We start from the raw sequence: 22,133 nt of genomic DNA, 5'->3' as shown, positions 1-22,133 counted from the left end.
GAAAACGATACCGGATGATACAGCCTCAGCGCCTTTGTGCTTTGCCATGAGGCGATACAAATCCAGGCACTTTGATGCCTCGTTCCCGTTTCGCTTGCAAGGTAAGGTGCGCCATCCACTCATGCGTTACAGGCCTGGAAGCCTGGCGCTCAAGACTCCGCTCAAGGACTGAACCATGTCACATCCATTTTCCGCGCTACGCACCCTGGCGCTAACGTCGGCCTCACTGCTGGCCGGTTGCTTGACCATTCCAGCACAACCCGACATGCGAACCACCGTGTTCGAAACACCGGAATACCGCGCCCAGCAAGGTCTGGCCATCGTCAAAGCCTCAGCTCTGTATGCCCGGGGTGGCACCGGCCGGAACGTGACCGTGGCGCTGATTGACTCTGGACTGAACAGCAGGCTGACGGAGTTCGAGGGCAGGCTGGGTGACCCCGGATTCGACCATGTCGAAAACCGTCCCGGTACCCTTGACCGGGTCGGTCACGGCACGCAAATGGCCGGCATCCTCGCCGCCAACAAGGACGACCAGGGCATGCATGGCATCGCGTTTGAGGCCAGGTTGATCCCCTTCCGTTTCGGCGACGACAACGAACCGTTTTTTTTCGACAGCGAAATCGCACAGTCCTGGCAAAGCGGTTTCGACAAGGGCGCGCGCCTGTTCAATAACTCGTGGGCCAACGCCATCCCCGCCACCGAAATCACTGAAGCACGTTACAACCAGGTGATGCCCGACTCCCTGGCCGCTGCCCGAAAACTGGTGGAAGACGGCGCCGTATTTGTCTTCCCGACCGGCAATGAGCTCAAGCGCGAGCCCTTGGCCGAACCTGGGTTACCGGCAGCGTTGCCGGAACTGGAGAAAGGCTGGATCGCGGTCGTGGCGTTGAAAAACGATGGCAGCACCATCAATGGAAAATCCAACTATTGCGGCGTCGCAGCCGCCTGGTGCATCGCCGTACCCGGCGGCGACGCAGGTCCACAGGCAGGCCTGCTTACCGTGGGCAAGGATGGCCGTTACGTGCAAACCGCCGGCACATCCCCGGCCGCCGCGTTGGTCAGTGGCGCACTGGCCGCGCTGCAAAGCCTCTACCCGCAGCTCAACGCCCAGCAAGTGCGCGAACATCTGCTGGCGACAGCCAACCGCACTGGCATCTACGCCAACAGCGAAGCCTACGGCAGAGGGTTGATGGACCTTGAGGCGGCCTCACGACGCGCCCCAGGACCGCTGGCTGACTGAACCAGGAGCCGCTACCGCTCGCGGCTGTCGAAGCCTCCCGGACAGTTCCTAGACGGTCGTGGGATATTTCTTCTTTTTCCAACGGGCAAAGATTTCGCCCTAAACTTTCCACCTATACAGACGCCACCCTCAGCCCGGACATTTTTTCATGTACCTCGCCCCAGATTTTCCTGACGACCACGCCATGCGCCAGCTCATGGAACTGCTCCATGAAGAAATCGGCCTGCCGGAGCGCAAGACAATCCGTCTGGACACCGCCATCAATCTCGACTTGGGCTGTGACGGCGCGGACGCTCGGCATCTGATGGAAGCATTGGAGGAGCGGTTCGCCCTCGACCTCGTTGACTACGACGCGTACCGCTACTTTCAGCCGGAAGGATTTGATGTGTTTCAAAAGCGCAGGGCCAAGGGCCGTGGCAGCAAGGTGCCACTGACCATTGGGATGCTCTACAAGGCAATCAAGGCTCAGCGCTGGGAGACGCAGGAAGTGGAAGGGGTGTAGCCAAACGGCACGCATTAAGTGGCATTATTCTGGCTGTTTACCGTGATTCCAGGTGGAATAATGGCTGCTTTCGAGCCGGGAGCAGCACAGCATTGCATCCGCCCCCTCAAAAGCCGTCCATAAAAAAACCGCCCTGAAAAGGGCGGTTTTTTCATTCGCTCACCAAGCCTTACAACTGCGGTCCAGCCGCCTTGATCGCGTCGCTCACTTCAAACTTCTTGAAGTTCTCGATGAACAAGCCAGCCAATGCTTTGGCGGCTTCGTCGTAGGCAGCCTTGTCGGTCCAGGTGTTGCGTGGGTTCAACAGGCCAGTCTCAACGCCCGGAACAGCCAACGGCACGTCCAGGTTGATGATGTCCAGGTGCTCGGTTTCAGCACCGATCAGCGCGCCGCTCTGAATTGCCGCGATCACCGCACGGGTGGTCGGGATGTTGAAGCGCTTGCCGACGCCGTAGCCACCGCCGGTCCAGCCGGTGTTGACCAGGTAGACCTTGGAGCCGAAGCCGCGGATACGCCTGATCAGCAGCTCAGCGTATTCACCAGCAGGACGTGGGAAGAATGGAGCGCCGAAGCAGGTGGAGAACGTCGATTTGATGCCGCTGCCCGAACCCATTTCAGTCGAGCCCACCAGTGCGGTGTAACCGGACAGGAAGTGGTAGGCCGCTTGTTCTTCACTGAGGATCGACACCGGCGGCAGTACGCCGGTCAGGTCGCAAGTCAGGAAGATCACTGCGTTTGGCTCGCCACCGAGGTTTTTCGGTGCGCGTTTTTCGATCAGTTCACGCGGGTAGGCGGCGCGGCTGTTCTGGGTCAGGCTGTCGTCGGCGTAATCGGCCTTCTTGGTGACCGGGTCCAGGACAACGTTTTCCAGTACGGCGCCGTGCTGGATGGCTTTCCAGATAACAGGCTCGTTCTTCTCGGACAGGTCGATGCACTTGGCATAGCAACCGCCTTCAATGTTGAAGACCACGCCAACACCCCAGCCGTGCTCGTCATCACCGATCAGGTAACGGCTTTCATCGGCGGACAGCGTGGTTTTGCCCGTGCCCGACAGACCGAAGAACAGGGTTACATCGCCCTCTTCGCCCATGTTGGCGGCGCAGTGCATAGGCAGTACGTCAACCGCTGGCAGCAGGAAGTTCTGGACGGAGAACAGCGCTTTCTTCATTTCACCGGCGTAACGCATGCCGGCGATCAGTACTTTCCTGGCCGCGAAGTTGATGATCACGGTGCCGTCGGAATTGGTGCCGTCGCGCTCAGGCTCGCAGACGAAGTTCGGCGCGTTGAGGATCTGCCATTCATCCTTGCCACCGGCGTTGTACTGCTCGGGGTTGATGAACAGGCAGCGGCCGAACAGGTTGTGCCAGGCAGTCTCGGTGGTCATCTTGACCGGCAGGTAGTGCGCAGGGTCGGAACCTACATGAACATGGGAGACAAAACGCTCACGCTCGCCCAGATAGGCTGCTACGCGGTCCCACAGGGCGTCGAACTTGTCGGCCGGGAACTTGCGGTTGATCGGGCCCCAGGCAATGGCGTCCTGGGTGGTCGGCTCTTCAACGATGAAACGGTCAACCGGTGAACGACCGGTACGATGACCGGTGCGAACAACCAGCGCGCCAGTATCGGCAAGCTCGCCTTCACCGCGACTGAGGGCTTCTTTGACCAGATCATCGACACTCAGATCGGTGTACACGGCGTTATTGGCTTGCGTCATGAGATTCCCCGTCGGCCTGTGGCCGAGTGCTCCAAACGTTTTGTAGTAGGAAGTCGCGCACTACTACCCGAAAAAAGTGGGCCGGATTATGCCAGAAAAGCCCAAAAAAAGTAGGGCCCTCCCGTCAGTACGGCGTAAATCCGGCGTTTGCCAGGAGATTTACCTGCGCTGAACCGTTTTAGTGACGAGTATCTGACGGTGTGTCGACACCCGCACCGGCGAACAATTGGGCGATGTCCGCAGCGTCGAACAGGTAGCGCTCGTTGCAAAACTGGCAATCGATCTCGATGGCGCCACCATGCTCGATCACCAATTGCTGCGCATCTTCCAGACCCAGACTGACCAGCGCATTGCCGGAACGTTCACGAGAGCAGCTGCATTGGAAGCGCAACGGCTGAACGTCGAACAGGCGGACCTGCTCTTGATGGTAGAGACGATGCAACACGGTTTCGTTGTCCAGGCTCAGTAGCTCATCGGCGCTCAGGGTGCTGGCCAGAGCGGTGATGTGCTGCCAGCTGGCGTCACGTTCTTGCGGGTCGCGAAGGCGATCGGCGGGCAACTGCTGCAGCAGCAAACCACGGGCACGCCGCCCGTCGGCATAGAGCCAGAAGCGAGTGTTGGTCTGTTGCGACATGACGAAGTAGTTGGTGAAGCATTCAGCCAGAGACGTGCCATCGAGATCGACAATACCCTGGTAGCGCTTGCCGTGGGTTGGATCGACCGTCAGCGCCAGCACGCCATCGGGCATCATGTCGGCCAGGGTCGCGTCGGGGGCGATCTGCTCGGCGTGATAACGGGCCAGGCCACGGATCTCGCGTTCGCTGGAGCATTCGATCATCAACAATGGCACCGGGCCTTCGGAACGGGCCTGGAGAATCAGCAAGCCATCGAATTTCAAGGTGCCGACCAGCAGCGCCGCAGCCGCCATCAGTTCACCGAGCAGTTGGGCGACCGGTTCCGGATAGGGATGCTTGGCAAGAACTTCGGCGTAGCTACGCTCCAACGCCACCAGTTCGCCACGAGTGTCGCTGTCATCGAAGATGAAGCGTTGGGTGTAGTCGGTATCCGGCAAATCAGTCATAGGGTCTGGTATCTGAGGTGATGACAAAGGATGACGGGCATTTTATGGACATTCCGGGTGGGTTCCAAGCAAGGCCAGGGTTTGTCGGACGGGATGGGGCTGACTGCGCATCCGAGCCACAGGCACTGCGGCCTCAAATTGCCGATCTTTTATTCGCTATTGCTGCCATGAAACTTGAACAGGTCCCGACGCTGCTTCTTGCTGGGCTTGCCATCGGTGCTGACCCCCAAGGCGCCGGCCTTGCGCTGGGCGGCTGCGGTTTCGCGCCGGGCGATACTGGCTTCGGTCTCGCGATACAGCGCCTGCGCTTCAGGCGCGCCGCGGCGCACGATCGACAGGGCTTGGACAACCACGGTTTTTTCGTCGAACCCGGTGCGAATGACATATTCGTCGCCGATGCGAGGCTCCTTGCCCGGCTTGCAACGTTCGCCCCGGTGATGGACCTTGCCGCTTTCGATGGCGGTCTTGGCCAGGGCGCGGGTTTTATAGAATCGCGCTGCCCACAACCATTTATCGAGACGGACCTTGTCGTCTTCTTCCTTTTTTTGTGCCACTGCAATTCCTCTTTCAGCCAATAGTCAGAACTGTACTACCGTTTTTGTCGAGCGCACGAATTCGGCCCGACAGATAGAATGTCGGCCGAACTGACTTGCGGCACGATGCGGGCCGGTATCGGTTACGAGCGGAAACAGGTGTGTAGATAACTGTCGCCATTTTGTGATTATTCTGCGTGAATACCGCGATTCGCGGGCTCCACGATCCGATGTACTGATCGCAGGTTTTTTTATTGAAGACTTTTGACCATCTGACCGTTGTCGGTCTGCGCGAGTGGGTGGCGCTCCCGGATCTGGGTGTCGCGGGCCTGCGGGCAAAAATCGACACCGGCGCCAGCACCTCCAGCCTGCACGCCACCGACATCGAGCCGTTCGAGCGCGACGGTGAAAAATGGGTGCGCTTCACCGCGCATCTGGGAACGGTGGTGCAGTTGCGCCATCGTCGCTGCGAAGCCCCATTGGTGGCGCGCAAAACGATAAAAAGCTCCAACGGCCACGCTCAGGTTCGCTACGTGATCAGCACGACGCTGGCACTGGGGGATCGGATCTGGCGAGTCGAGTTCACGCTTGCCTGCCGCAAGTCCATGCGATATCGCCTGTTATTGGGTTCCAAAGCCTTGATCGACGGCCAGTTGGTGGTCAATCCGGGCATCAAATACGTTCAAGACAAGCCGGTGTTCCCGGTGTCCACTACCTCTGCCACAGGTGTTGCATGAAGATCGCTGTGCTGTCGCGTAATCCGCGTCTGTATTCCACTCGTCGCCTGGTTGAAGCCGGGACCGAACGTGGCCATGAAATGGTGGTGATCGATACCCTGCGCGCCTACATGAACATTGCCAGCCACAAGCCGCAGATCCACTACCGTGGCAAGCCGCTGGAAGGGTTCGATGCGGTGATCCCGCGCATCGGTGCGTCGGTAACGTTCTATGGTTGCGCCGTGTTGCGCCAGTTCGAAATGATGGGAGTATTTCCCCTCAACGAGTCCGTGGCCATCGCCCGCTCCCGGGACAAGTTGCGCTCGCTACAATTGTTGTCGCGCCGTGGGATCGGCTTGCCGGTGACCGGTTTTGCCCACTCTCCCGACGACATTCCCGACTTGATTGCCATGGTCAACGGCGCGCCACTGGTCATCAAGGTGCTGGAAGGCACCCAGGGTATCGGCGTAGTGCTGTGTGAAACCGCGACGGCCGCCGAGTCGGTGATCGAAGCGTTCATGGGCCTGAAGCAGAACATCATGGTCCAGGAATACATCAAGGAAGCCGGCGGCGCGGACATTCGCTGCTTCGTGGTCGGCGACAAGGTGATCGCTTCGATGAAGCGCCAGGCCAAACCCGGGGAATTTCGCTCCAACCTGCATCGCGGCGGTAGCGCGAGCCTGATCAAGATCACGCCGCAAGAGCGCATGACTGCCCTGCGCGCCGCTAAAGTCATGGGCCTGGCCGTGGCGGGGGTAGACATCCTGCGTTCCAATCACGGGCCGCTGGTGATGGAGGTCAACTCGTCGCCGGGCCTGGAAGGGATCGAAACCACCACGAGCAAGAACGTGGCGGGGATCATCATCGAGCATCTGGAAAAGAATGGCGGGCCGAACATGACCCGGACCAAGGGTAAGGGCTAAAAAGCAGCCGCAAGCCGCAAGTTTCAAGCTGCAAGCCAAACCGCTTCTAACTTGCAGCTTGAAGCTTGAAGCTGCGTCTATACCGCATCCCTAGGCAACAACAGCCCCAACGGCAACCTCACCCGCGCTTCCAGACCACCACCGGCGCGGTTGCGCAATTCGACATTGCCGCCGTGCATCGAAGCGATGCGCTTGACAATGGCCAGGCCCAATCCCGTGCCTTTTCCGCCCCGGGCACGGTCGCCCCGGGTGAAGGGGTTGAAAATGGCTTCCAGTTCCGACGGATCGATCCCGGCACCACGGTCCATGACGCTGAGCACCACATAAGGTGCGCTGGTATCACCGGAAACATAAGCCGCCACTTCGACGCCCGTGCCGGCGTGATTCAAGGCATTGCCGATCAGGTTGTTCAGCAATCGCTTCATCGACACCCGGCGCAGCGGGAACGGCTGGATCGGCTCCAGGCGCAGGTGCACTTTTTCGCAGTTCTGGTTATAGGGCGCGGCCACTTCCCGTACCAGCTCGCTGAGATCGACTTCTTCCACGGACTCGTCCCGACCGTCGCGAATGAACGCCAGGAACTGATCGAGAATCGCGTCCATGTCTTCGATATCGCGGACCATTTCATCGGTCAGGTCGGTGTGCTCGCCCATCAACTCCAGCGACAGCCGTAAACGGGTCAACGGTGTGCGCAGGTCGTGGGAGACGCCCGCAAGCATCAGTTCACGCTCGCGTCCGGCCTGCTCGACGTCCTCGGCCATCTGGTTGAAAGCGCGGTACACCTCGGTCATTTCACTGGGAGTGTCGCTGATGGGCAATCGCACGCTACGGCCCTGGCCCAATTGTCGGGCCGCGTAGACCAGACGCTTGAGCGGCTGATTGAGCTGGCTGACGAAGATCCACGCCGAAGCGGTCGACAACAGGCCGATGGCCAGGAACCAGCCAAGCACGTTCCAGATTTTCTGGCCGCGCAACGGGTGGGGGTACAACGGTACCTTCAACCAGCCATCCCCCAGGCTCGGCGCACGGACCCACAGCGCCGGAGGCGAGTGCATACGCAAGCGCACTTCGGTATCGGCGCCGAGTTCGTCCTGCATCTGCCGTTGATAGATCTCGCTGTAAGGCCAGTGTTGTTCGCCTTCCGGTACGCCGGCACCAACCACCCGGATCAGGGTCGCCGCTTCGGCGATCTTCTCCCGGTTGGCTTCGTCGGCTGCCCAATAGGCTCGAAGGGTCAAGGCAACGCCGTGGCTGTACTGCCGGTCCACCAGCACATCTTCGTTCATCAGCAAGTAGACGAGCGTCAGTGCCTTGGAAAAGAGCACGACAATCAGCACCAACCAGAGGGTGCGGGAGAAGAAGCTCTGGGGGAACCAAACGGGGGTTTTCATGAATAGCCGCTACACACTTGCAGGAGCGAGCGATGCTCGCACAATAACGGACCGCGAGTCGCCTGCAGGAAGAAATTCAACCCGCCAGGCCACCCGCTCCTACAAATCACCGATCACTTGCTGGCGGCGCCATCCGGCACGAATACATAACCCACGCCCCAGACAGTCTGGATATATCGAGGCTTGGAAGGATCAGGCTCGATCATCCGGCGCAGACGGGAAATCTGCACGTCGATGGATCGCTCCAGCGCATCCCATTCACGGCCACGGGCCAGGTTCATCAGCTTGTCGCGGGTCAGCGGCTGACGGGCGTTCATCACCAGGGCCTTGAGCACGGCGAATTCACCGGTGGTGAGCATGTGTATTTCATCGCCGCGCTTGAGCTCGCGAGTGGCCAGGGACAGTTCATAGTCGCCGAAGGTCACGCTTTCATCTTCGCTGCCCGGGGCGCCAGGCACCGGGGCCGACTGACGACGCAACACCGCCTTGACCCGGGCCATCAGCTCGTCCGGGTTGAACGGCTTGGCCAGGTAATCGTCAGCGCCCAGTTCCAGACCCTTGATACGGCTCAGCTCATCGCCCTTGGCCGTGAGCATGATGATCGGGATCTGGTTGTTGGCGCCACGCAGGCGACGGCAGGCTGTCAAACCGTCTTCACCTGGCAGCATCAGGTCGAGGACCACCAGGTTGAAGACCTCACGGGCCAGCAGCCGATCCATTTGCTCGGTGTTCGGTACGGTGCGGGCACGGTAGCCCTTGCTGACGAAAAAGCGCTCCAGCAGGCTGCTCAGCCCCGGATCGTCGTCAACAATAAGAATTTTTTCGCCTTCAGCAGTTTGTGCAGTGCTGCTCATAGGAAGCTCCTTTGATCTCGGCGCGCATTATGGCCTAGCTGCCGTTATACGCACCGTGTGCATTGTTAGCAGATTTTTCCTCTATCTCCAGTCATCCGGGTATCGAGCCTACAGACCACGACGCCCCCTAAGAACGCAACGCTGGTTATAATGCGCGGCCTTTTGTGCCAGGGAATGTCGGATCGTGATCCCGACCCATCGTTTTTTCCCTTGCCAGGCAGCACTTTCTGAATTTCGCGGGTCAACAGGCAGCCTCTTGACCCAGGCAGCGGCGCACGCCAGGCCGCTCAACCAGTCTCGCCGAGCCCGGTTTCTGCGGTGGCGAGTCTGATTTCACAATTTTTCAGGTGGTTTTATGGACAGCATCAACAGCCGCATCGCCGAGGAACTCGGCGTACGCCCACAACAGGTCGAAGCGGCCGTCGCGCTACTGGATGAGGGCTCCACGGTGCCCTTTATCGCCCGTTACCGCAAAGAAGTGACCGGCAGCCTCGATGACACCCAATTGCGTCATCTGGAAGAGCGCCTGCGCTACTTGCGAGAACTCGACGAGCGGCGCGTCAGCATCCTGGCCAGCATTCAGGAACAGGGCAAGCTGACCCCACAACTTGAGCGTGACATCAAGCTGGCCGACACCAAGACCCGTCTCGAAGACCTATACCTGCCCTACAAGCAAAAACGCCGCACCAAGGGCCAGATCGCCCTGGAGGCCGGCCTCGGCGAGCTGGCCGACGGCCTGTTCAACAACCCGACCCTGTCCCCGGAAACCGAAGCCGCGCGTTTCATCGATGCCGAAAAAGGTGTGGCGGACGTGAAAGCCGCGCTGGAAGGCGCCAAGTACATCCTTATGGAACGTTTCGCCGAAGACGCCAACCTGCTGGAAAAACTGCGCAATTACCTCAAGCAGGAAGCCACCCTCAGCGCCCGCGTGATCGCCGGCAAGGAAGAGGAAGGCGCCAAGTTCCGCGACTACTTCGAACACGACGAACCGCTCAAGAGCATGCCGTCCCACCGCGCCCTGGCAATTTTCCGCGGCCGCAACGAAGGCATTCTCAGCTCCGCGCTGAAGGTGGGCGATGAGTTGCCCGGCACCATGCACCCATGCGAAGGCATGATCGGCCAGCAGTTCGGCATCCAGAACCAGAACCGCGCCGCCGACAAATGGCTGGCCGAAGTGGTGCGCTGGACCTGGAAGGTCAAGCTCTACACCCACCTGGAAACCGATCTGCTGGGCGAGCTGCGCGACAACGCCGAGACCGAGGCGATCAACGTCTTCGCTCACAACCTGCACGACCTGCTGCTGGCCGCACCGGCCGGGCCGCGCGCCACCCTGGGCCTGGACCCGGGCCTGCGTACCGGTTGCAAAGTGGCCGTGGTGGACTCCACCGGCAAGCTGCTGGACCATGCCACGGTCTACCCCCATGTGCCGCATAACAAGTGGGACCAGACCCTCGCCGTGCTCGCCGCGCTATGCGCCAAGCATTCGGTGGACCTGATCGCCATCGGCAACGGCACCGCCAGCCGGGAGACCGACAAACTGGCCGCCGAACTGATCAAGAAATACCCGGCCATGAAGATGACCAAGGTCATGGTTTCCGAGGCCGGCGCTTCGGTTTATTCGGCGTCGGAACTGGCCTCCAAGGAGTTCCCGGACCTGGACGTGTCGATTCGCGGGGCGGTGTCCATCGCCCGTCGCCTGCAGGACCCGCTGGCGGAACTGGTGAAGATCGATCCGAAATCCATCGGTGTCGGCCAGTACCAGCACGACGTTTCCCAGTTGAAACTGGCCCGGGGCTTGGACGCCGTCGTGGAGGATTGCGTGAACGCCGTGGGCGTGGATGTGAACACCGCTTCGGTAGCGCTGCTGGCGCGCATCTCCGGCCTCAACGCCACGCTGGCGCAGAACATCGTCACCCACCGCGACGAACACGGTGCGTTCAAGACCCGCGCCGCATTGAAGAAAGTCCCGCGCCTGGGTGAAAAAACCTTCGAACAGGCCGCCGGTTTCCTGCGGGTCATGAACGGCGACAACCCGCTGGATTCGTCGGCTGTCCACCCTGAGGCCTATCCCCTGGTGCAACGCATCGCCGCCCAGACCGACCGCGACATCCGCTCGTTGATCGGTGACGCCGCGTTCCTCAAGCGCCTGGACCCGAAAAAATTCACCGACGAAACCTTCGGCCTGCCCACCGTGACCGACATTCTTCAGGAACTGGAGAAACCCGGCCGCGACCCACGCCCCGAGTTCAAGACCGCCGAGTTCCAGGACGGCGTCGAAGACCTCAAGGACCTGCAGCCGGGCATGATCCTCGAAGGCGTGGTGACCAACGTCACCAACTTCGGGGCCTTCGTCGACATCGGCGTGCACCAGGATGGCCTGGTGCACATCTCCGCCTTGTCGGAGAAGTTCATCAAGGACCCGCGCGAAGCGGTGAAGGCCGGTGATGTGGTGAAAGTGAAGGTCATGGAAGTCGACATCCCGCGCAAACGCGTCGGTCTGTCGATGCGCATGAGCGACACACCGGGCGAGAAGGTCGACGGTGCCCGCGGCGCTCGTCCGGGCTCGACACCGCGCCAGTCGCAGAACACCGCGCCGCGCAAGGAAACCGCCACTGCGGCCCCGGCGAACAACGCCATGGCCTCGCTGTTCGCCAACGCCAAGCAGTTGAAGAAACGCTGATGGACGCGCCAGCCGGGTTGGTGGAAAGCGCGTTTTTCAAGCTGCTCGGCTGCCGTCTGCACAGCCTGGGGGACGGGGTGGCGCAAGTCGCCCTGAGCCTTGAGCCACCGCTGCGCAATCGTGGCGGCAAGCTGCACGGCGGCGCGCTGTTCAGCCTGGTGGACATCGCCATGGGCCTGGCTTGTTCCAGTGTCCACGGCTTTGACCAGCAGAGCGCGACCATCGAATGCAAGATCAACTACATTCGCGCCGTCTCCGACGGTGAGGTGCTCTGCACGGCCCGGGTCATCCACCCGGGTAGGCGCACGCTGGTGGTTGAGGCCGAGGTGATGCAAGGCGACAAACTGGTCGCAAAAGCACAAGGCACGTTCGCAGTCCTATAGCTCCCTGTCATCGATTTGGGTTAATTTCGGCGCTGCGAATGCGGTGTCGATATCCCCTGTGGGAGCGAGCCTGCTCGCGATAGCGGTGGACCAGTCAATGTAAAGTTGACCGACATACCGCTATCGCGAGCAGGCTCGCTCCCACAGAGGGCCGCGACGAATTATCTTTGGCCACACAAAAACCAGGCGAAAACGCCAGTTTTAACTTCACCCTTGTAGACCGTCGTGACCACCCCCATATTGGGGCGACTGACGCGTGAAGGAATTCAACTTGAGCGACCTTTTAAACCGCCGCCTGGCTCTGCTCGGCGAGCGCGCCAACCTCTCCCTGCTCGAGCAGTGCCTGCACGGCATCGAACGTGAATGCCTGCGCGTCACGGACACAGGGCATCTGGCGCAGACCCCGCACCCCGAGGCCCTGGGCTCGGCGCTGACCAACGAGCAGATCACCACCGACTATTCCGAGTCGCTGCTGGAGTTCATCACCCCGGCCCAGGCTGACGTGGCCGATACCTTGCACAGCCTCGACAAGATCCACCGGTTTGCCTACAGCAAGCTCGGCAACGAGTACCTGTGGAGCCCTTCGATGCCGTGCCCGCTGCCGGCGGAGGAAGACATCCCGATCGCGTATTACGGCACCTCGAACATCGGTCGGCTCAAGTATGTCTACCGCCAGGGTCTGGCCCTGCGCTATGGCAAGACCATGCAATGCATCGCCGGGATCCACTACAACTTTTCCCTGCCGGAAAAACTCTGGCCGCTGCTGCGTCAGGCCGAAACCGTTGAAGCGAGCGATCGTGATCTCCAGTCATCGGCCTACATCGCGCTGATCCGTAATTTCCGTCGCTACAGCTGGTTGCTGATGTACCTGTTCGGTGCCTCTCCGGCTCTGGATGCCGGCTTTCTGCGCGGCCGTGCGCACCAGTTGGAACAATTGGATCCGGACACCCTGTACCTGCCGTACGCCACCAGCCTGCGCATGAGCGACCTGGGTTACCAAAGCAACGCCCAGGCCGGCCTGACCCCCTGCTACAACGACCTGGCAAGCTATACCGACAGCCTGCGCAAGGCGGTGGCGACACCGTACGCGCCCTACGTCGAAGTCGGCACGCACAGGAATGGTGAGTGGGTGCAGCTCAACACCAATATTTTGCAGATCGAAAACGAGTACTACTCCAACATCCGCCCTAAACGCGTGACCTATACCGGCGAGCGCCCGATCCAGGCGTTGATGGCTCGAGGCATTCAGTACGTCGAAGTCCGTTGCCTGGACATCAACCCCTTCCTGCCGATGGGCATCGACCTCACCGAATCGCGCTTCCTCGATGCGTTCCTGCTGTATTGCGGTCTGAACGACAGTCCGCTCCTGGAAAACAACGAATGCAGCAATGCGACGAACAACTTCCTGACCGTGGTCAAGGAAGGCCGTCGGCCAGGTTTGCAATTGCAACGCCAAGGGCAATCGGTGGACATGCAAGCCTGGGCTATCGAGCTTCTGGAAAAGATCGCGCCATTGGCCTCGCTGCTCGACGAGAGCCAGGGGGGCGACGCCCACCGCCAGGCACTGGACGCGCAATTGGCGAAGGTGCGGGACCCGTCACTGACCCCCTCCGCCCAAGTGCTGGCGGCCATGGCAGAACACCAGGAAAGTTTCGCCCAGTTCTCCCTGCGCCAGAGCAAGGCCCACGCCGAATTCTTCCGCGCCGAGCCGTTGCCTGCCCAGGAACAGAGCGCATTCGAAGAAAACGCTCGTCAATCCCTGGCTCAGCAAGCCGAGCTTGAGCAGAACGAAGTGGGGGATTTCGATGTGTTTGTCGGGGCGTACCAGGCGAGCATCCTGGCGATCAGTAACTAGGCACACCTCGCCGACGAGCGAACACCTGTGGGATGGAGCAAGCTCCCTCCCACAGGGTTTTGTGTACAGCCGGTCATTTCTGGCGGATCGGCTGATTGGCTCAAGTCACTACTCCGCCGACGAAGGCTTCTCCCACAGATTGATCCCGCCCTCCTGGGCAAACCGGTCGATCTGCGCCAGTTCTTCAGCGCTAAAACTCAGGTTCTTCAACGCCCCGACGTTCTCGATAATCTGCTCCGGCCGACTGGCGCCGATCAGCGCAGAGGTTACCCGTGCGTCGCGCAGGGTCCAGGCCAGGGCCATTTGCGCCAGGCTTTGCCCGCGACGCTGGGCAATTTCATTGAGGGCGCGCACATGGGCGATGTTCTCCTGCGACAGGTGCGAAGCCTGCAACGAACCACCACCCGGGCGATTGACCCGCGCATCGGCCGGAATGCCTTTGAGGTACTTGTCGGTCAGCAGGCCCTGGGCCAACGGCGTAAAGGCAATCACACCCGTGCCCAGTTCATCGGTGGCGTCCAACAGATCCTTTTCCACCCAGCGATTGAGCAGGTTGTAGGCCGGTTGATGGATCAGCAGTGGGACCTTCCACTCTTTGAGTAGCGCAGCCATTTCCCGGGTCTTCACCCCGGAATACGAAGAGATGCCAATGTACAACGCCTTGCCCTGCTGCACGGCCGTGGCCAGCGCGCTGGCGGTTTCTTCCAGCGGGGTGTCGGGGTCGAAGCGGTGGGAATAGAAGATATCCACATAGTCCAGGCCCAGGCGTTGCAGGCTCTGGTCCAGGCTGGCCAACACGTACTTGCGCGAACCGCCACCCTGGCCGTACGGACCCGGCCACATGTCCCAACCGGCCTTGCTGGAGATGATCAACTCATCGCGGTACTGCTTGAAGTCTTCGCGCAGCAAGCGGCCAAAATTGATCTCGGCGCTGCCGTAGGGCGGGCCGTAGTTGTTGGCCAGGTCGAAGTGATTGATCCCCAGGTCAAACGCCGTACGCAGCAGGGAACGCTGCGTGTCGATCGGCGTGCTGTCGCCGAAGTTGTGCCACAACCCCAGCGACAGCGCCGGCAGCACCAGCCCGCTGCGACCGACACGGCGGTAAGGAATGGACTCGTAGCGGTTTTCGGCAGCGGTGTAGGTCATCGAAAGGCTCTCTGTTCGGGTGGCTGGTACAAGGGGCAAGCTAACACCTCACAGACGCATCCGTCAGGCCGAAAGTTCGCATACCAGGTGTGGGGGCTGGCTGCCGGCGCAGGTGATCTGCGGCAGATTGGCCACGCATCGGCCAATCAACGAGGCGTCATGCAGCGCGGGAATTGTTTGTAATTACTGAACAGTCAAGGCAGTCGTCGGGCATTTATCGCTGAGGGTAAACATGTGAATCTGGCGTCATCCACTTCAAAAGGAGCCCTCCTATGCCCTCTCCAACCGCCAAAGTTGCCATCGTAACCGGCGCTTCCCGCGGCATCGGTGCCGAAATTGCCAAGCAATTGGCCCTCGATGGCTATGCCGTCGCCATTAACTACGCCAACAGCGCCGCCGAAGCCTCGAAGCTGGTGGTGCAATTGCGCCAGGCCGGTCACCAAGCCATAGCGATCAAGGCAGATGTGTCCTCTGCCGTCGATGTCCGGCGGATGTTCGATGAAACCGAAGCGCAACTGGGCAAGGTGGATGTGCTGATCAATAACGCGGGTACCCTGCAAGTGATGCCCTTGGCCCAGCACAGTGACGAGTTGTTCGACCAGACGTTCGCCATCAACACCCGCGGCACCTTCAACACCCTGCGCGAAGCCGCAACCCGTTTGAACGACGGTGGCCGGATCGTGAATTTTTCCAGCAGCACCGTTGGCCTGAACCTGCCCGGTTATTCGGTGTACATCGCCAGCAAGGCCGCCGTCGAGTCACTGACACAGGTGTTTGCCAAGGAACTGCGCGGCCGCCAGATCACGGTCAACGCCGTGGCGCCCGGCCCGGTTGCTACCGAACTGTTCCTGCATGGCAAGAACGAAGAACAAATCCAGAACTTCGCCAAAATGCCGCCCCTGGAACGCCTCGGCCAGCCGGAGGACATCGCCAGCATCATATCCTTCCTGGTCAGCCCGGCCGCCGGCTGGGTGAACGGGCAAATCCTGCGAGCCAACGGCGGCCTGGTCTGAGGTTTCGCCTGATCAGCGCACCAGGTGCAGGAACTGCATGTGCCGCTCGTATTGGTCGAGGATGTCGTTGATGACCTGCTCCTTGGTATAACCCACCAGATCGTAGTCCTGGCTGCCTTCGCTCAGGTGCACTTCGGCGCGGTAGTAACGGCGGTTGTTGAGTTCCTTGGAGCCCATGCCGCCGCGGGCGAAGGACGGCGTGAAGTAGCCGCGCATCTGCACCTGGTAGATGAACGGATGCTGCTCGCCGTGGCCGATCTCCAGGCTGACGCTGTCGTTGGCCGGGTCTGGCTGGGTCACCACTGTCAGACCTTTCTCGGCGAACACCGCCTTCACCTCTTCGATGGCCGGGCGCACCGTGGTGTCGAGAAAACGGTACACCTCATCGCGGGACGGGAAATGCACCGCCTGACTCAAGCGCTGTCGCCAGCCGCCCGTACCCCGTCGAGAAGCCGACACCGGCGCCAGCGAATGCAACTGCGCAATCTGCTTCTGGGACTCGAGGTAAAACGCCTTGTGCAGGCCCCACATCATCAGTAGCAGAATCAGCGAGAACGGCAAGGACGTCAGCACCACTGCCGACTTCAAGGCATCGATACTGCCGGAGAACAGCAATGCGCTGGTCACCAGGGCAGTCATCGCCCCCCAGAACACCCGCAGCCATTTGGGCCCGTCTTCATCGGGGTTGCCGCCCTTGGCCGACAACGTGGAAAGCACCACGGTGCCGGAGTCGGCTGACGTGACGAAGAACACAAAACTGATAAACACGGTGACCGCGATGACGGTCTTGCTCCATGGATAGGTTTCCAGCAGCAAATAAAGGCTCATCGACGGGTTTTCCAGGGCGGACATACCCAGGGCACTCATGCCGTGGTTCAGCACTTGGTCAATGGCGCTGTTACCGAAGATCGACATCCACGCCAGGGTGAAGCCAAGGGGAATCAGCAGCACGCCAAACACGAACTCTCGGATGGTGCGCCCACGGGAAATGCGCGCAATGAACAACCCCACGAACGGCGACCACGCAATCCACCAGGCCCAGTAGAACACCGTCCAGCCGCCCAGCCAGTCGCTGGGCTCGTCGTAGGCATACACGTCAAAACTTTTCATCGGCAGGGCGCCGAGATAATCGCCGATGTTCTGGATCAACGTGTTGAGCAAATGCTGGGTAGGTCCGGCAAACAGCACGAACAGCAGCAATGCGCAGGCCAGCAGCATGTTGATGTCGGACATGACCCGCACGCCTTTATCGACACCGGCCACCGCCACAATGATTGCCGCGCCCATCATCAGCACGATCAGGCCGACCTGAATCCACTGGGTATGGGCGATGCCGAACAGGTAATCGAGCCCGGAATTGAGATGCAGCACCCCAAACCCCATGTCCGCGCCGAGGCCGAACACGGTCGCGATGATGCCGAAGCCGTCCACCGCGTAGCCGATGGGACCGTTAATACGTTTACCGATCAGCGGGTACAGCGCTGAACGCAGGGCCAGCGGCAAATTGTGCCGGTAGGCAAAGTACGCCAGGGCCATGCCGACGAAAGCAAACACGCCCCAGCCGTGCAGGCCCCAGTGCAGAAACAGGATCTGCATGGCCTGGCGCGCGGCATCTGCGGTACCGGCCTCGCCTTGCGGTGGCTGAACCAGATGGGTCAGCGGTTCGGAGACACAGAAAAAAAACAGCGTGATGCTGATACCGGCAGCGAACAGCATGCCAGCCCAGGACAGGTAACTGAATTCGGGCTCGTCGTGGTCGGCACCGAGCTTGATCTTGCCGTAGCCGGACAAGGCGGTGACCACCACGAAGACCAGATACAGGGTCATCGCCAACATGTAATACCAGCCGACCGTATTGGCCGCCCAGTTCTGCGCCGCCAGCAGCCAGGCACCCGCCTGCTCCGGCACGGCGATGACCACCAGGCCGAACAGCAGAATGAAGGTCGCGGCAAAGTAAAAAACCGGCGGATTCATGCGGACCAGGCCGCTGGGTGGAAGGGACGAGGCACTCATGAGCGATGTACCCCGGAAAGCGGAATCGTGAAAATCGAAAACGGACTCGGCAAAGGCAAGCCTCCTGTTGTGAGCGGGCAGCAAACCGACGGTTTAACTTGAATGAACGTTCAAGTTAAACATGAATAGGTAGCTAAGGACTAATCGCACGGCTGGATGGCATGTTTCCTACGCTAGCCTACGGGAGGGTATGACGTTGCCTGGAGAGCATTCGTTCAGTGTTCAACAGACATAACACAGCCCCTGTGGGAGCGAGCCTGCTCGCGATCGCGGTGTGTCAGCGAATGGATGTACCCACTGAACCACCGCCATCGCGAGCAAGCTCGCTGCCACAGGTTTTCGCTGCTCACCTCTCATGCGTCCCCATTTACGCCCCGGCAAAGGATTGGCGGTTGCCCATCAATATCGGCGTGCCTATAGTCCATGGATTTCCTGCAACCAGTACGACCCCATGATCAAACAACAGCTGGCGCGCTTTAACCGTCTCGACCTGCTCGGTCATCCAACTCCCCTGGAAAAACTCGACCGTCTTTCCTCCTGGCTCGGTCGCGATATCTATATCAAGCGCGATGACCTGACGCCTCTGGCGCTGGGCGGCAACAAGCTGCGCAAGCTCGAATACCTGGCCGCCGACGCCCTGGCTCAAGGTGCCGACACCCTCATCACCGCCGGGGCGATCCAGTCCAATCATGTGCGCCAGACTGCCGCGCTGGCGGCGAAGCTGGGCCTGGGCTGTGTGGCCCTGCTGGAAAACCCCATCGGCACCGAAGACAGCAACTACCTGAGCAACGGCAACCGGCTGCTGCTGGAGCTGTTCGACGCCAAGGTCGAATTGGTAGAAAACCTGGATAACGCCGACGAGCAGTTGCAAGCCCTCGCCGCACGCCTGCGCAGCAATGGGAAGAAGCCCTATCTGGTACCGATTGGCGGTTCAAACGCTCTGGGTGCGCTGGGGTATGTACGCGCCGGGCTTGAGCTGGCCGAGCAAATCAAGGACACCGGCCTGAATTTCGCTGCCGTGGTGCTGGCTTCGGGCAGCGCCGGGACGCACAGCGGCCTGACGCTGGCGCTCAGTGAAACGCTGGGTCAACTTCCCGTGATTGGCATAACGGTGTCTCGCAGCGAAGAAGACCAGCGCCCCAAGGTCCAGGGCTTGGCCGAACGCACCGCCCAGTTGCTCGATGTATCGCTTCCTGAGGCCTTCAAGGTGAACCTGTGGGACGAATACTTCGCCCCCCTCTACGGCGAACCCAATGCCGGTACGCTGGCGGCAGTCAAATTGCTGGCTGGCCTGGAGGGCCTGTTGCTGGACCCGGTCTACACCGGCAAGGCGATGGCCGGCCTGCTCGATGGGGTGGGTCGCGACCGCTTCGACGAGGGCCCGATCATCTTCCTGCATACCGGCGGCGCACCGGCGTTGTTTGCGTATAACGCGGCGTTCCAGGCGTAGTGAAGTTCTCAATGTGGGAGCGAGCCTGCTCGCGATAGCGCCGTGTCAGCCAAAACAACATTGACTGGTTATCGCGAGCAGGCTCGCTCCCACAGGGGACTTTTTTCATTCCATACTCGAATATTTGAATGATTTAATATTATTTTCCAATCTATAAACACCACCCTATAGTCTCGCCACAGGCGCATTTGCCGCGAGACGCCCAGGCTGCTTTAAGGCAGGATGTGGCAATCTTTTCGGATCGCGGCTACGCCTTATCTCAGCCAAAATAACCTCTTCATAAGAAAACACAGGGGCTTGTCATGAATTTTTCCGCATTACGTCGCAACCTGTTGGTGGGTTCGCTGGGCCTGGCATTGAGCGCCGGCCTGCTGGGCCAGGCCGTTGCCGGTGAGCAGCTGCAAAAGATCAAGGACGCGGGCGTGATCAACGTCGGCCTGGAAGGCACTTACCCACCGTTCAGTTTCGTGGACGCCGACGGCAAGCTGGCCGGTTTCGAAGTGGAGTTTTCCGAAGCCCTGGCCAAGGAGCTGGGCGTGAAGGTCAAACTGCAACCGACCAAATGGGACGGCATTCTCGCAGCGCTGGAATCCAAGCGCCTGGACGCGGTGATCAACCAGGTCACCATCTCCGAGGAGCGCAAGAAGAAATATGACTTCTCCCAGCCTTACACCGTTTCCGGCATCCAGGCGCTGGTTCTGACCAAGAACAAAGACGCCATCAAGACCGCCGATGACCTGGCCGGCAAAAAAGTCGGCGTTGGCCTGGGCACCAACTATGAGCAATGGCTCAAGGAAAACCAGCCAAAGGCTATTATCCGCACCTACGACGATGACCCAACCAAATACCAGGACCTGCGTGTAGGCCGCATCGACGCCATTCTGGTAGACCGGCTGGCTGCTCTGGAGCTGACCGCCAAGGCCAAGGACACCGCTGTAGCCGGCGAGCCGTTCTCCCGCCAGGAAGCCGGTATCGCCCTGCGCAAAGGCGAGCCTGAGCTGCTGGATGCAATCAACAAGGCCATCGACAAACTACGGGCCGACGGCACCCTGGCGAAAATCTCGCAGAAGTACTTCAACGCTGACGTCACCCAATAATGGAAGAGGCTTTTCAACTCGCGCTGGATTCCGCGCCCTTCTTGCTCAAGGGCGCGTATTACACGGTCATCCTCAGTTTGGGCGGCATGTTCTTCGGCTTGCTGCTGGGCTTCGGCCTGGCGTTGATGCGCCTGTCGCGCTTCAAACTGGTGAGCTGGATCGCCCGCATCTACGTGTCGTTTTTTCGCGGCACGCCGCTGCTGGTGCAGTTGTTCGTGATCTATTACGGGCTGCCCCAACTGGGCATCGAGCTGGATCCATTGCCGGCGGCGCTGATCGGCTTCTCGCTGAACATGGCGGCCTATGCGTGTGAAATCCTGCGAGCCGCCATCAGCTCCATCGAGCGCGGCCAGTGGGAAGCCGCGGCCAGTATCGGCATGACCCGCGCCCAGACCCTGCGCCGGGCCATCCTGCCGCAAGCGGCGCGAACGGCCTTGCCTCCTCTGGGCAACAGCTTCATTTCCCTGGTCAAGGACACCGCACTGGCGGCGACCATCCAGGTGCCGGAGCTGTTCCGTCAGGCGCAGTTGATCACTGCCCGCACTTTCGAAATCTTCACCATGTACCTTGCCGCCGCGCTGATCTACTGGATTCTGGCCAGCGTGCTGGCGCACCTGCAGAACGTCCTGGAAGCCCGGGTCAATCGGCATGACCAGGAGTCCTGACCCATGATTGTCGTGGAAAAACTGACAAAGCAGTTCAAGGGTCAAGTGGTGCTCAATGGCATCGACCTGGAGATCGAAGAAGGCGAAGTGGTGGCGATCATCGGCCCCAGCGGTTCGGGCAAGACCACCTTCCTGCGCTGCCTGAACTTCCTCGAAGAACCCAGCAGTGGCCGGATCAAGGTCGGCGACATCGAAATCGATGGCAGTCGCCCGCTGAACCAGCAACAGAACCTGGTGCGTCGTTTGCGCCAGCAAGTGGGTTTTGTGTTCCAGAACTTCAATCTGTTCCCCCATCGCACCGCGCTGGAGAACGTCATCGAAGGCCCACTGGTGGTGAAGAAGATCCCCCGTGCCGACGCTGAGGTTTTAGGCCGTAAACTGCTGGCCAAGGTCGGGCTGGCGGGCAAGGAGGACGCCTACCCGCGGCGTCTTTCCGGTGGCCAGCAACAGCGCGTGGCAATTGCCAGGGCGCTGGCGATGGAACCCGAGGTGATTCTGTTCGACGAACCAACGTCGGCCCTGGACCCGGAGCTGGTGGGCGAGGTGCTGGCGACGATTCGTGGCCTGGCCGAAGAAAAGCGCACCATGGTCATTGTGACTCACGAAATGGGCTTCGCCCGGGACGTAGCGAACCGCGTGGTGTTTTTCGACAAAGGTGTGATCGTCGAGCAAGGCGAAGCCAAGGCCTTGTTTGCAGCCCCCCGGGAGGAACGCACTCGACAGTTCCTCAGCAAGTTCCTCTCGGCCGGACACGGCGACCAGTAAGTTATTGATATTGTCCCCACTTCCAAGGATGGAAGTGGAACAACTAACAGCCCAGCGTAACAAACTGAAACTTCCAGTTGACATAACACAGCCACCCCGCTGACGTGCGGTA

The 22,133-nt window shown here is 60.4% G+C and carries 19 protein-coding genes; 12 read left to right on the top strand and 7 right to left on the bottom strand.

All coding sequences use genetic code 11. The features are described from left to right. Nucleotides 1-175 precede the first annotated feature (175 nt). Nucleotides 176-1,240, top strand: coding sequence for a S8 family peptidase (locus GKKCFE_RS27250; protein ID WP_188251758.1), 1,065 nt, complete (start codon nucleotides 176-178; stop codon nucleotides 1,238-1,240). A gap of 148 nt (nucleotides 1,241-1,388) precedes the next feature. Next, nucleotides 1,389-1,742: a DUF1493 family protein gene (locus GKKCFE_RS27245; protein WP_445577330.1), complete on the top strand. Its 354-nt coding sequence runs from the start codon at nucleotides 1,389-1,391 to the stop codon at nucleotides 1,740-1,742. A gap of 169 nt (nucleotides 1,743-1,911) precedes the next feature. Here the strand turns inward: GKKCFE_RS27245 and GKKCFE_RS27240 are convergent, their stop codons facing one another. From GKKCFE_RS27240 to GKKCFE_RS27230, 3 genes are all read right to left on the bottom strand, one after another. Beyond that, nucleotides 1,912-3,456, bottom strand: a complete 1,545-nt coding sequence (locus GKKCFE_RS27240; protein WP_445577329.1) for a phosphoenolpyruvate carboxykinase — start codon at nucleotides 3,454-3,456, stop codon at nucleotides 1,912-1,914. A gap of 178 nt (nucleotides 3,457-3,634) precedes the next feature. Further along, nucleotides 3,635-4,537, bottom strand: a complete 903-nt coding sequence (gene hslO, locus GKKCFE_RS27235) for an Hsp33 family molecular chaperone HslO (protein ID WP_047226845.1) — start codon at nucleotides 4,535-4,537, stop codon at nucleotides 3,635-3,637. A 149-nt stretch (nucleotides 4,538-4,686) separates the two neighbouring features. Beyond that, complete coding sequence (locus GKKCFE_RS27230; RefSeq protein ID WP_047226844.1) at nucleotides 4,687-5,091, bottom strand: RNA-binding S4 domain-containing protein; 405 nt, start codon at nucleotides 5,089-5,091, stop codon at nucleotides 4,687-4,689. A 233-nt stretch (nucleotides 5,092-5,324) separates the two neighbouring features. Here GKKCFE_RS27230 and rimB point away from each other — a divergent pair, with 233 nt between their 5' ends. Both rimB and rimK read left to right on the top strand, forming a co-directional pair. Next, complete coding sequence (gene rimB, locus GKKCFE_RS27225; RefSeq protein ID WP_025211286.1) at nucleotides 5,325-5,807, top strand: retropepsin-like aspartic endopeptidase RimB; 483 nt, start codon at nucleotides 5,325-5,327, stop codon at nucleotides 5,805-5,807. Next, nucleotides 5,804-6,709, top strand: coding sequence for a 30S ribosomal protein S6--L-glutamate ligase (rimK, locus tag GKKCFE_RS27220; RefSeq protein WP_047226843.1), 906 nt, complete (start codon nucleotides 5,804-5,806; stop codon nucleotides 6,707-6,709). The genes rimB and rimK overlap by 4 nt, the downstream gene beginning before the upstream one ends. A 77-nt stretch (nucleotides 6,710-6,786) precedes the next feature. Here rimK and GKKCFE_RS27215 read toward each other — a convergent pair whose 3' ends face one another. Continuing rightward, the gene (locus GKKCFE_RS27215; protein ID WP_047226842.1) at nucleotides 6,787-8,100 is read right to left on the bottom strand and encodes an ATP-binding protein; all 1,314 of its coding nucleotides are present in this window, start codon (nucleotides 8,098-8,100) and stop codon (nucleotides 6,787-6,789) included. A 113-nt stretch (nucleotides 8,101-8,213) separates the two neighbouring features. Further along, nucleotides 8,214-8,954 (bottom strand): osmolarity response regulator transcription factor OmpR, encoded by a 741-nt coding sequence (ompR, locus tag GKKCFE_RS27210; RefSeq protein WP_025211284.1) that lies wholly within the window; start codon nucleotides 8,952-8,954, stop codon nucleotides 8,214-8,216. Between the two features lie 355 nt (nucleotides 8,955-9,309). Here ompR and GKKCFE_RS27205 point away from each other — a divergent pair, with 355 nt between their 5' ends. The 3 genes from GKKCFE_RS27205 (at nucleotide 9,310) to gshA (ending at nucleotide 13,872) form a co-directional block, all read left to right on the top strand. Continuing rightward, nucleotides 9,310-11,634, top strand: a complete 2,325-nt coding sequence (locus tag GKKCFE_RS27205; protein ID WP_445577328.1) for a Tex family protein — start codon at nucleotides 9,310-9,312, stop codon at nucleotides 11,632-11,634. Then, nucleotides 11,634-12,017, top strand: coding sequence for a PaaI family thioesterase (locus GKKCFE_RS27200; protein ID WP_047226840.1), 384 nt, complete (start codon nucleotides 11,634-11,636; stop codon nucleotides 12,015-12,017). The genes GKKCFE_RS27205 and GKKCFE_RS27200 overlap by 1 nt, the downstream gene beginning before the upstream one ends. A 271-nt stretch (nucleotides 12,018-12,288) precedes the next feature. Continuing rightward, nucleotides 12,289-13,872 (top strand): glutamate--cysteine ligase, encoded by a 1,584-nt coding sequence (gene gshA / locus GKKCFE_RS27195; protein ID WP_445577327.1) that lies wholly within the window; start codon nucleotides 12,289-12,291, stop codon nucleotides 13,870-13,872. Between the two features lie 108 nt (nucleotides 13,873-13,980). On the opposite strand, the gene mgrA is transcribed toward gshA, so the two are convergent. Then, nucleotides 13,981-15,018: an L-glyceraldehyde 3-phosphate reductase gene (mgrA, locus tag GKKCFE_RS27190; protein WP_047226838.1), complete on the bottom strand. Its 1,038-nt coding sequence runs from the start codon at nucleotides 15,016-15,018 to the stop codon at nucleotides 13,981-13,983. A 272-nt stretch (nucleotides 15,019-15,290) separates the two neighbouring features. On the opposite strand from mgrA, the gene GKKCFE_RS27185 reads away from it, so the two are divergent. After that, nucleotides 15,291-16,031, top strand: coding sequence for an SDR family oxidoreductase (locus GKKCFE_RS27185; protein WP_445577326.1), 741 nt, complete (start codon nucleotides 15,291-15,293; stop codon nucleotides 16,029-16,031). Nucleotides 16,032-16,043: 12 nt separating this feature from the next. On the opposite strand, the gene betT is transcribed toward GKKCFE_RS27185, so the two are convergent. Next, nucleotides 16,044-18,005, bottom strand: a complete 1,962-nt coding sequence (gene betT / locus GKKCFE_RS27180) for a choline transporter BetT (RefSeq protein WP_171061300.1) — start codon at nucleotides 18,003-18,005, stop codon at nucleotides 16,044-16,046. Between the two features lie 490 nt (nucleotides 18,006-18,495). Between betT and GKKCFE_RS27175 the strand changes: the two genes are divergently transcribed. The 4 genes from GKKCFE_RS27175 (at nucleotide 18,496) to tcyN (ending at nucleotide 22,021) form a co-directional block, all read left to right on the top strand. Beyond that, a complete protein-coding gene (locus tag GKKCFE_RS27175) occupies nucleotides 18,496-19,494 on the top strand; it encodes a D-cysteine desulfhydrase (RefSeq protein ID WP_445577325.1) in 999 nt (332 codons plus the stop codon). A gap of 302 nt (nucleotides 19,495-19,796) precedes the next feature. Then, entirely contained in the window at nucleotides 19,797-20,591 is a 795-nt protein-coding gene (gene tcyJ, locus GKKCFE_RS27170) for a cystine ABC transporter substrate-binding protein (protein ID WP_047226834.1), read from the top strand. Beyond that, a complete protein-coding gene (gene tcyL / locus GKKCFE_RS27165; protein ID WP_047226833.1) occupies nucleotides 20,591-21,256 on the top strand; it encodes a cystine ABC transporter permease in 666 nt (221 codons plus the stop codon). Before tcyJ ends, tcyL begins: the two co-directional genes overlap by 1 nt. Nucleotides 21,257-21,259: 3 nt before the next feature. After that, nucleotides 21,260-22,021, top strand: coding sequence for an L-cystine ABC transporter ATP-binding protein TcyN (gene tcyN / locus GKKCFE_RS27160; RefSeq protein WP_047226832.1), 762 nt, complete (start codon nucleotides 21,260-21,262; stop codon nucleotides 22,019-22,021). The last annotated feature ends 112 nt before the right edge of the window (nucleotides 22,022-22,133 follow it).

Source organism: Pseudomonas sp. E141 (assembly GCF_052659885.1).
This window is presented reverse-complemented; position numbering and strand designations above follow the sequence as displayed.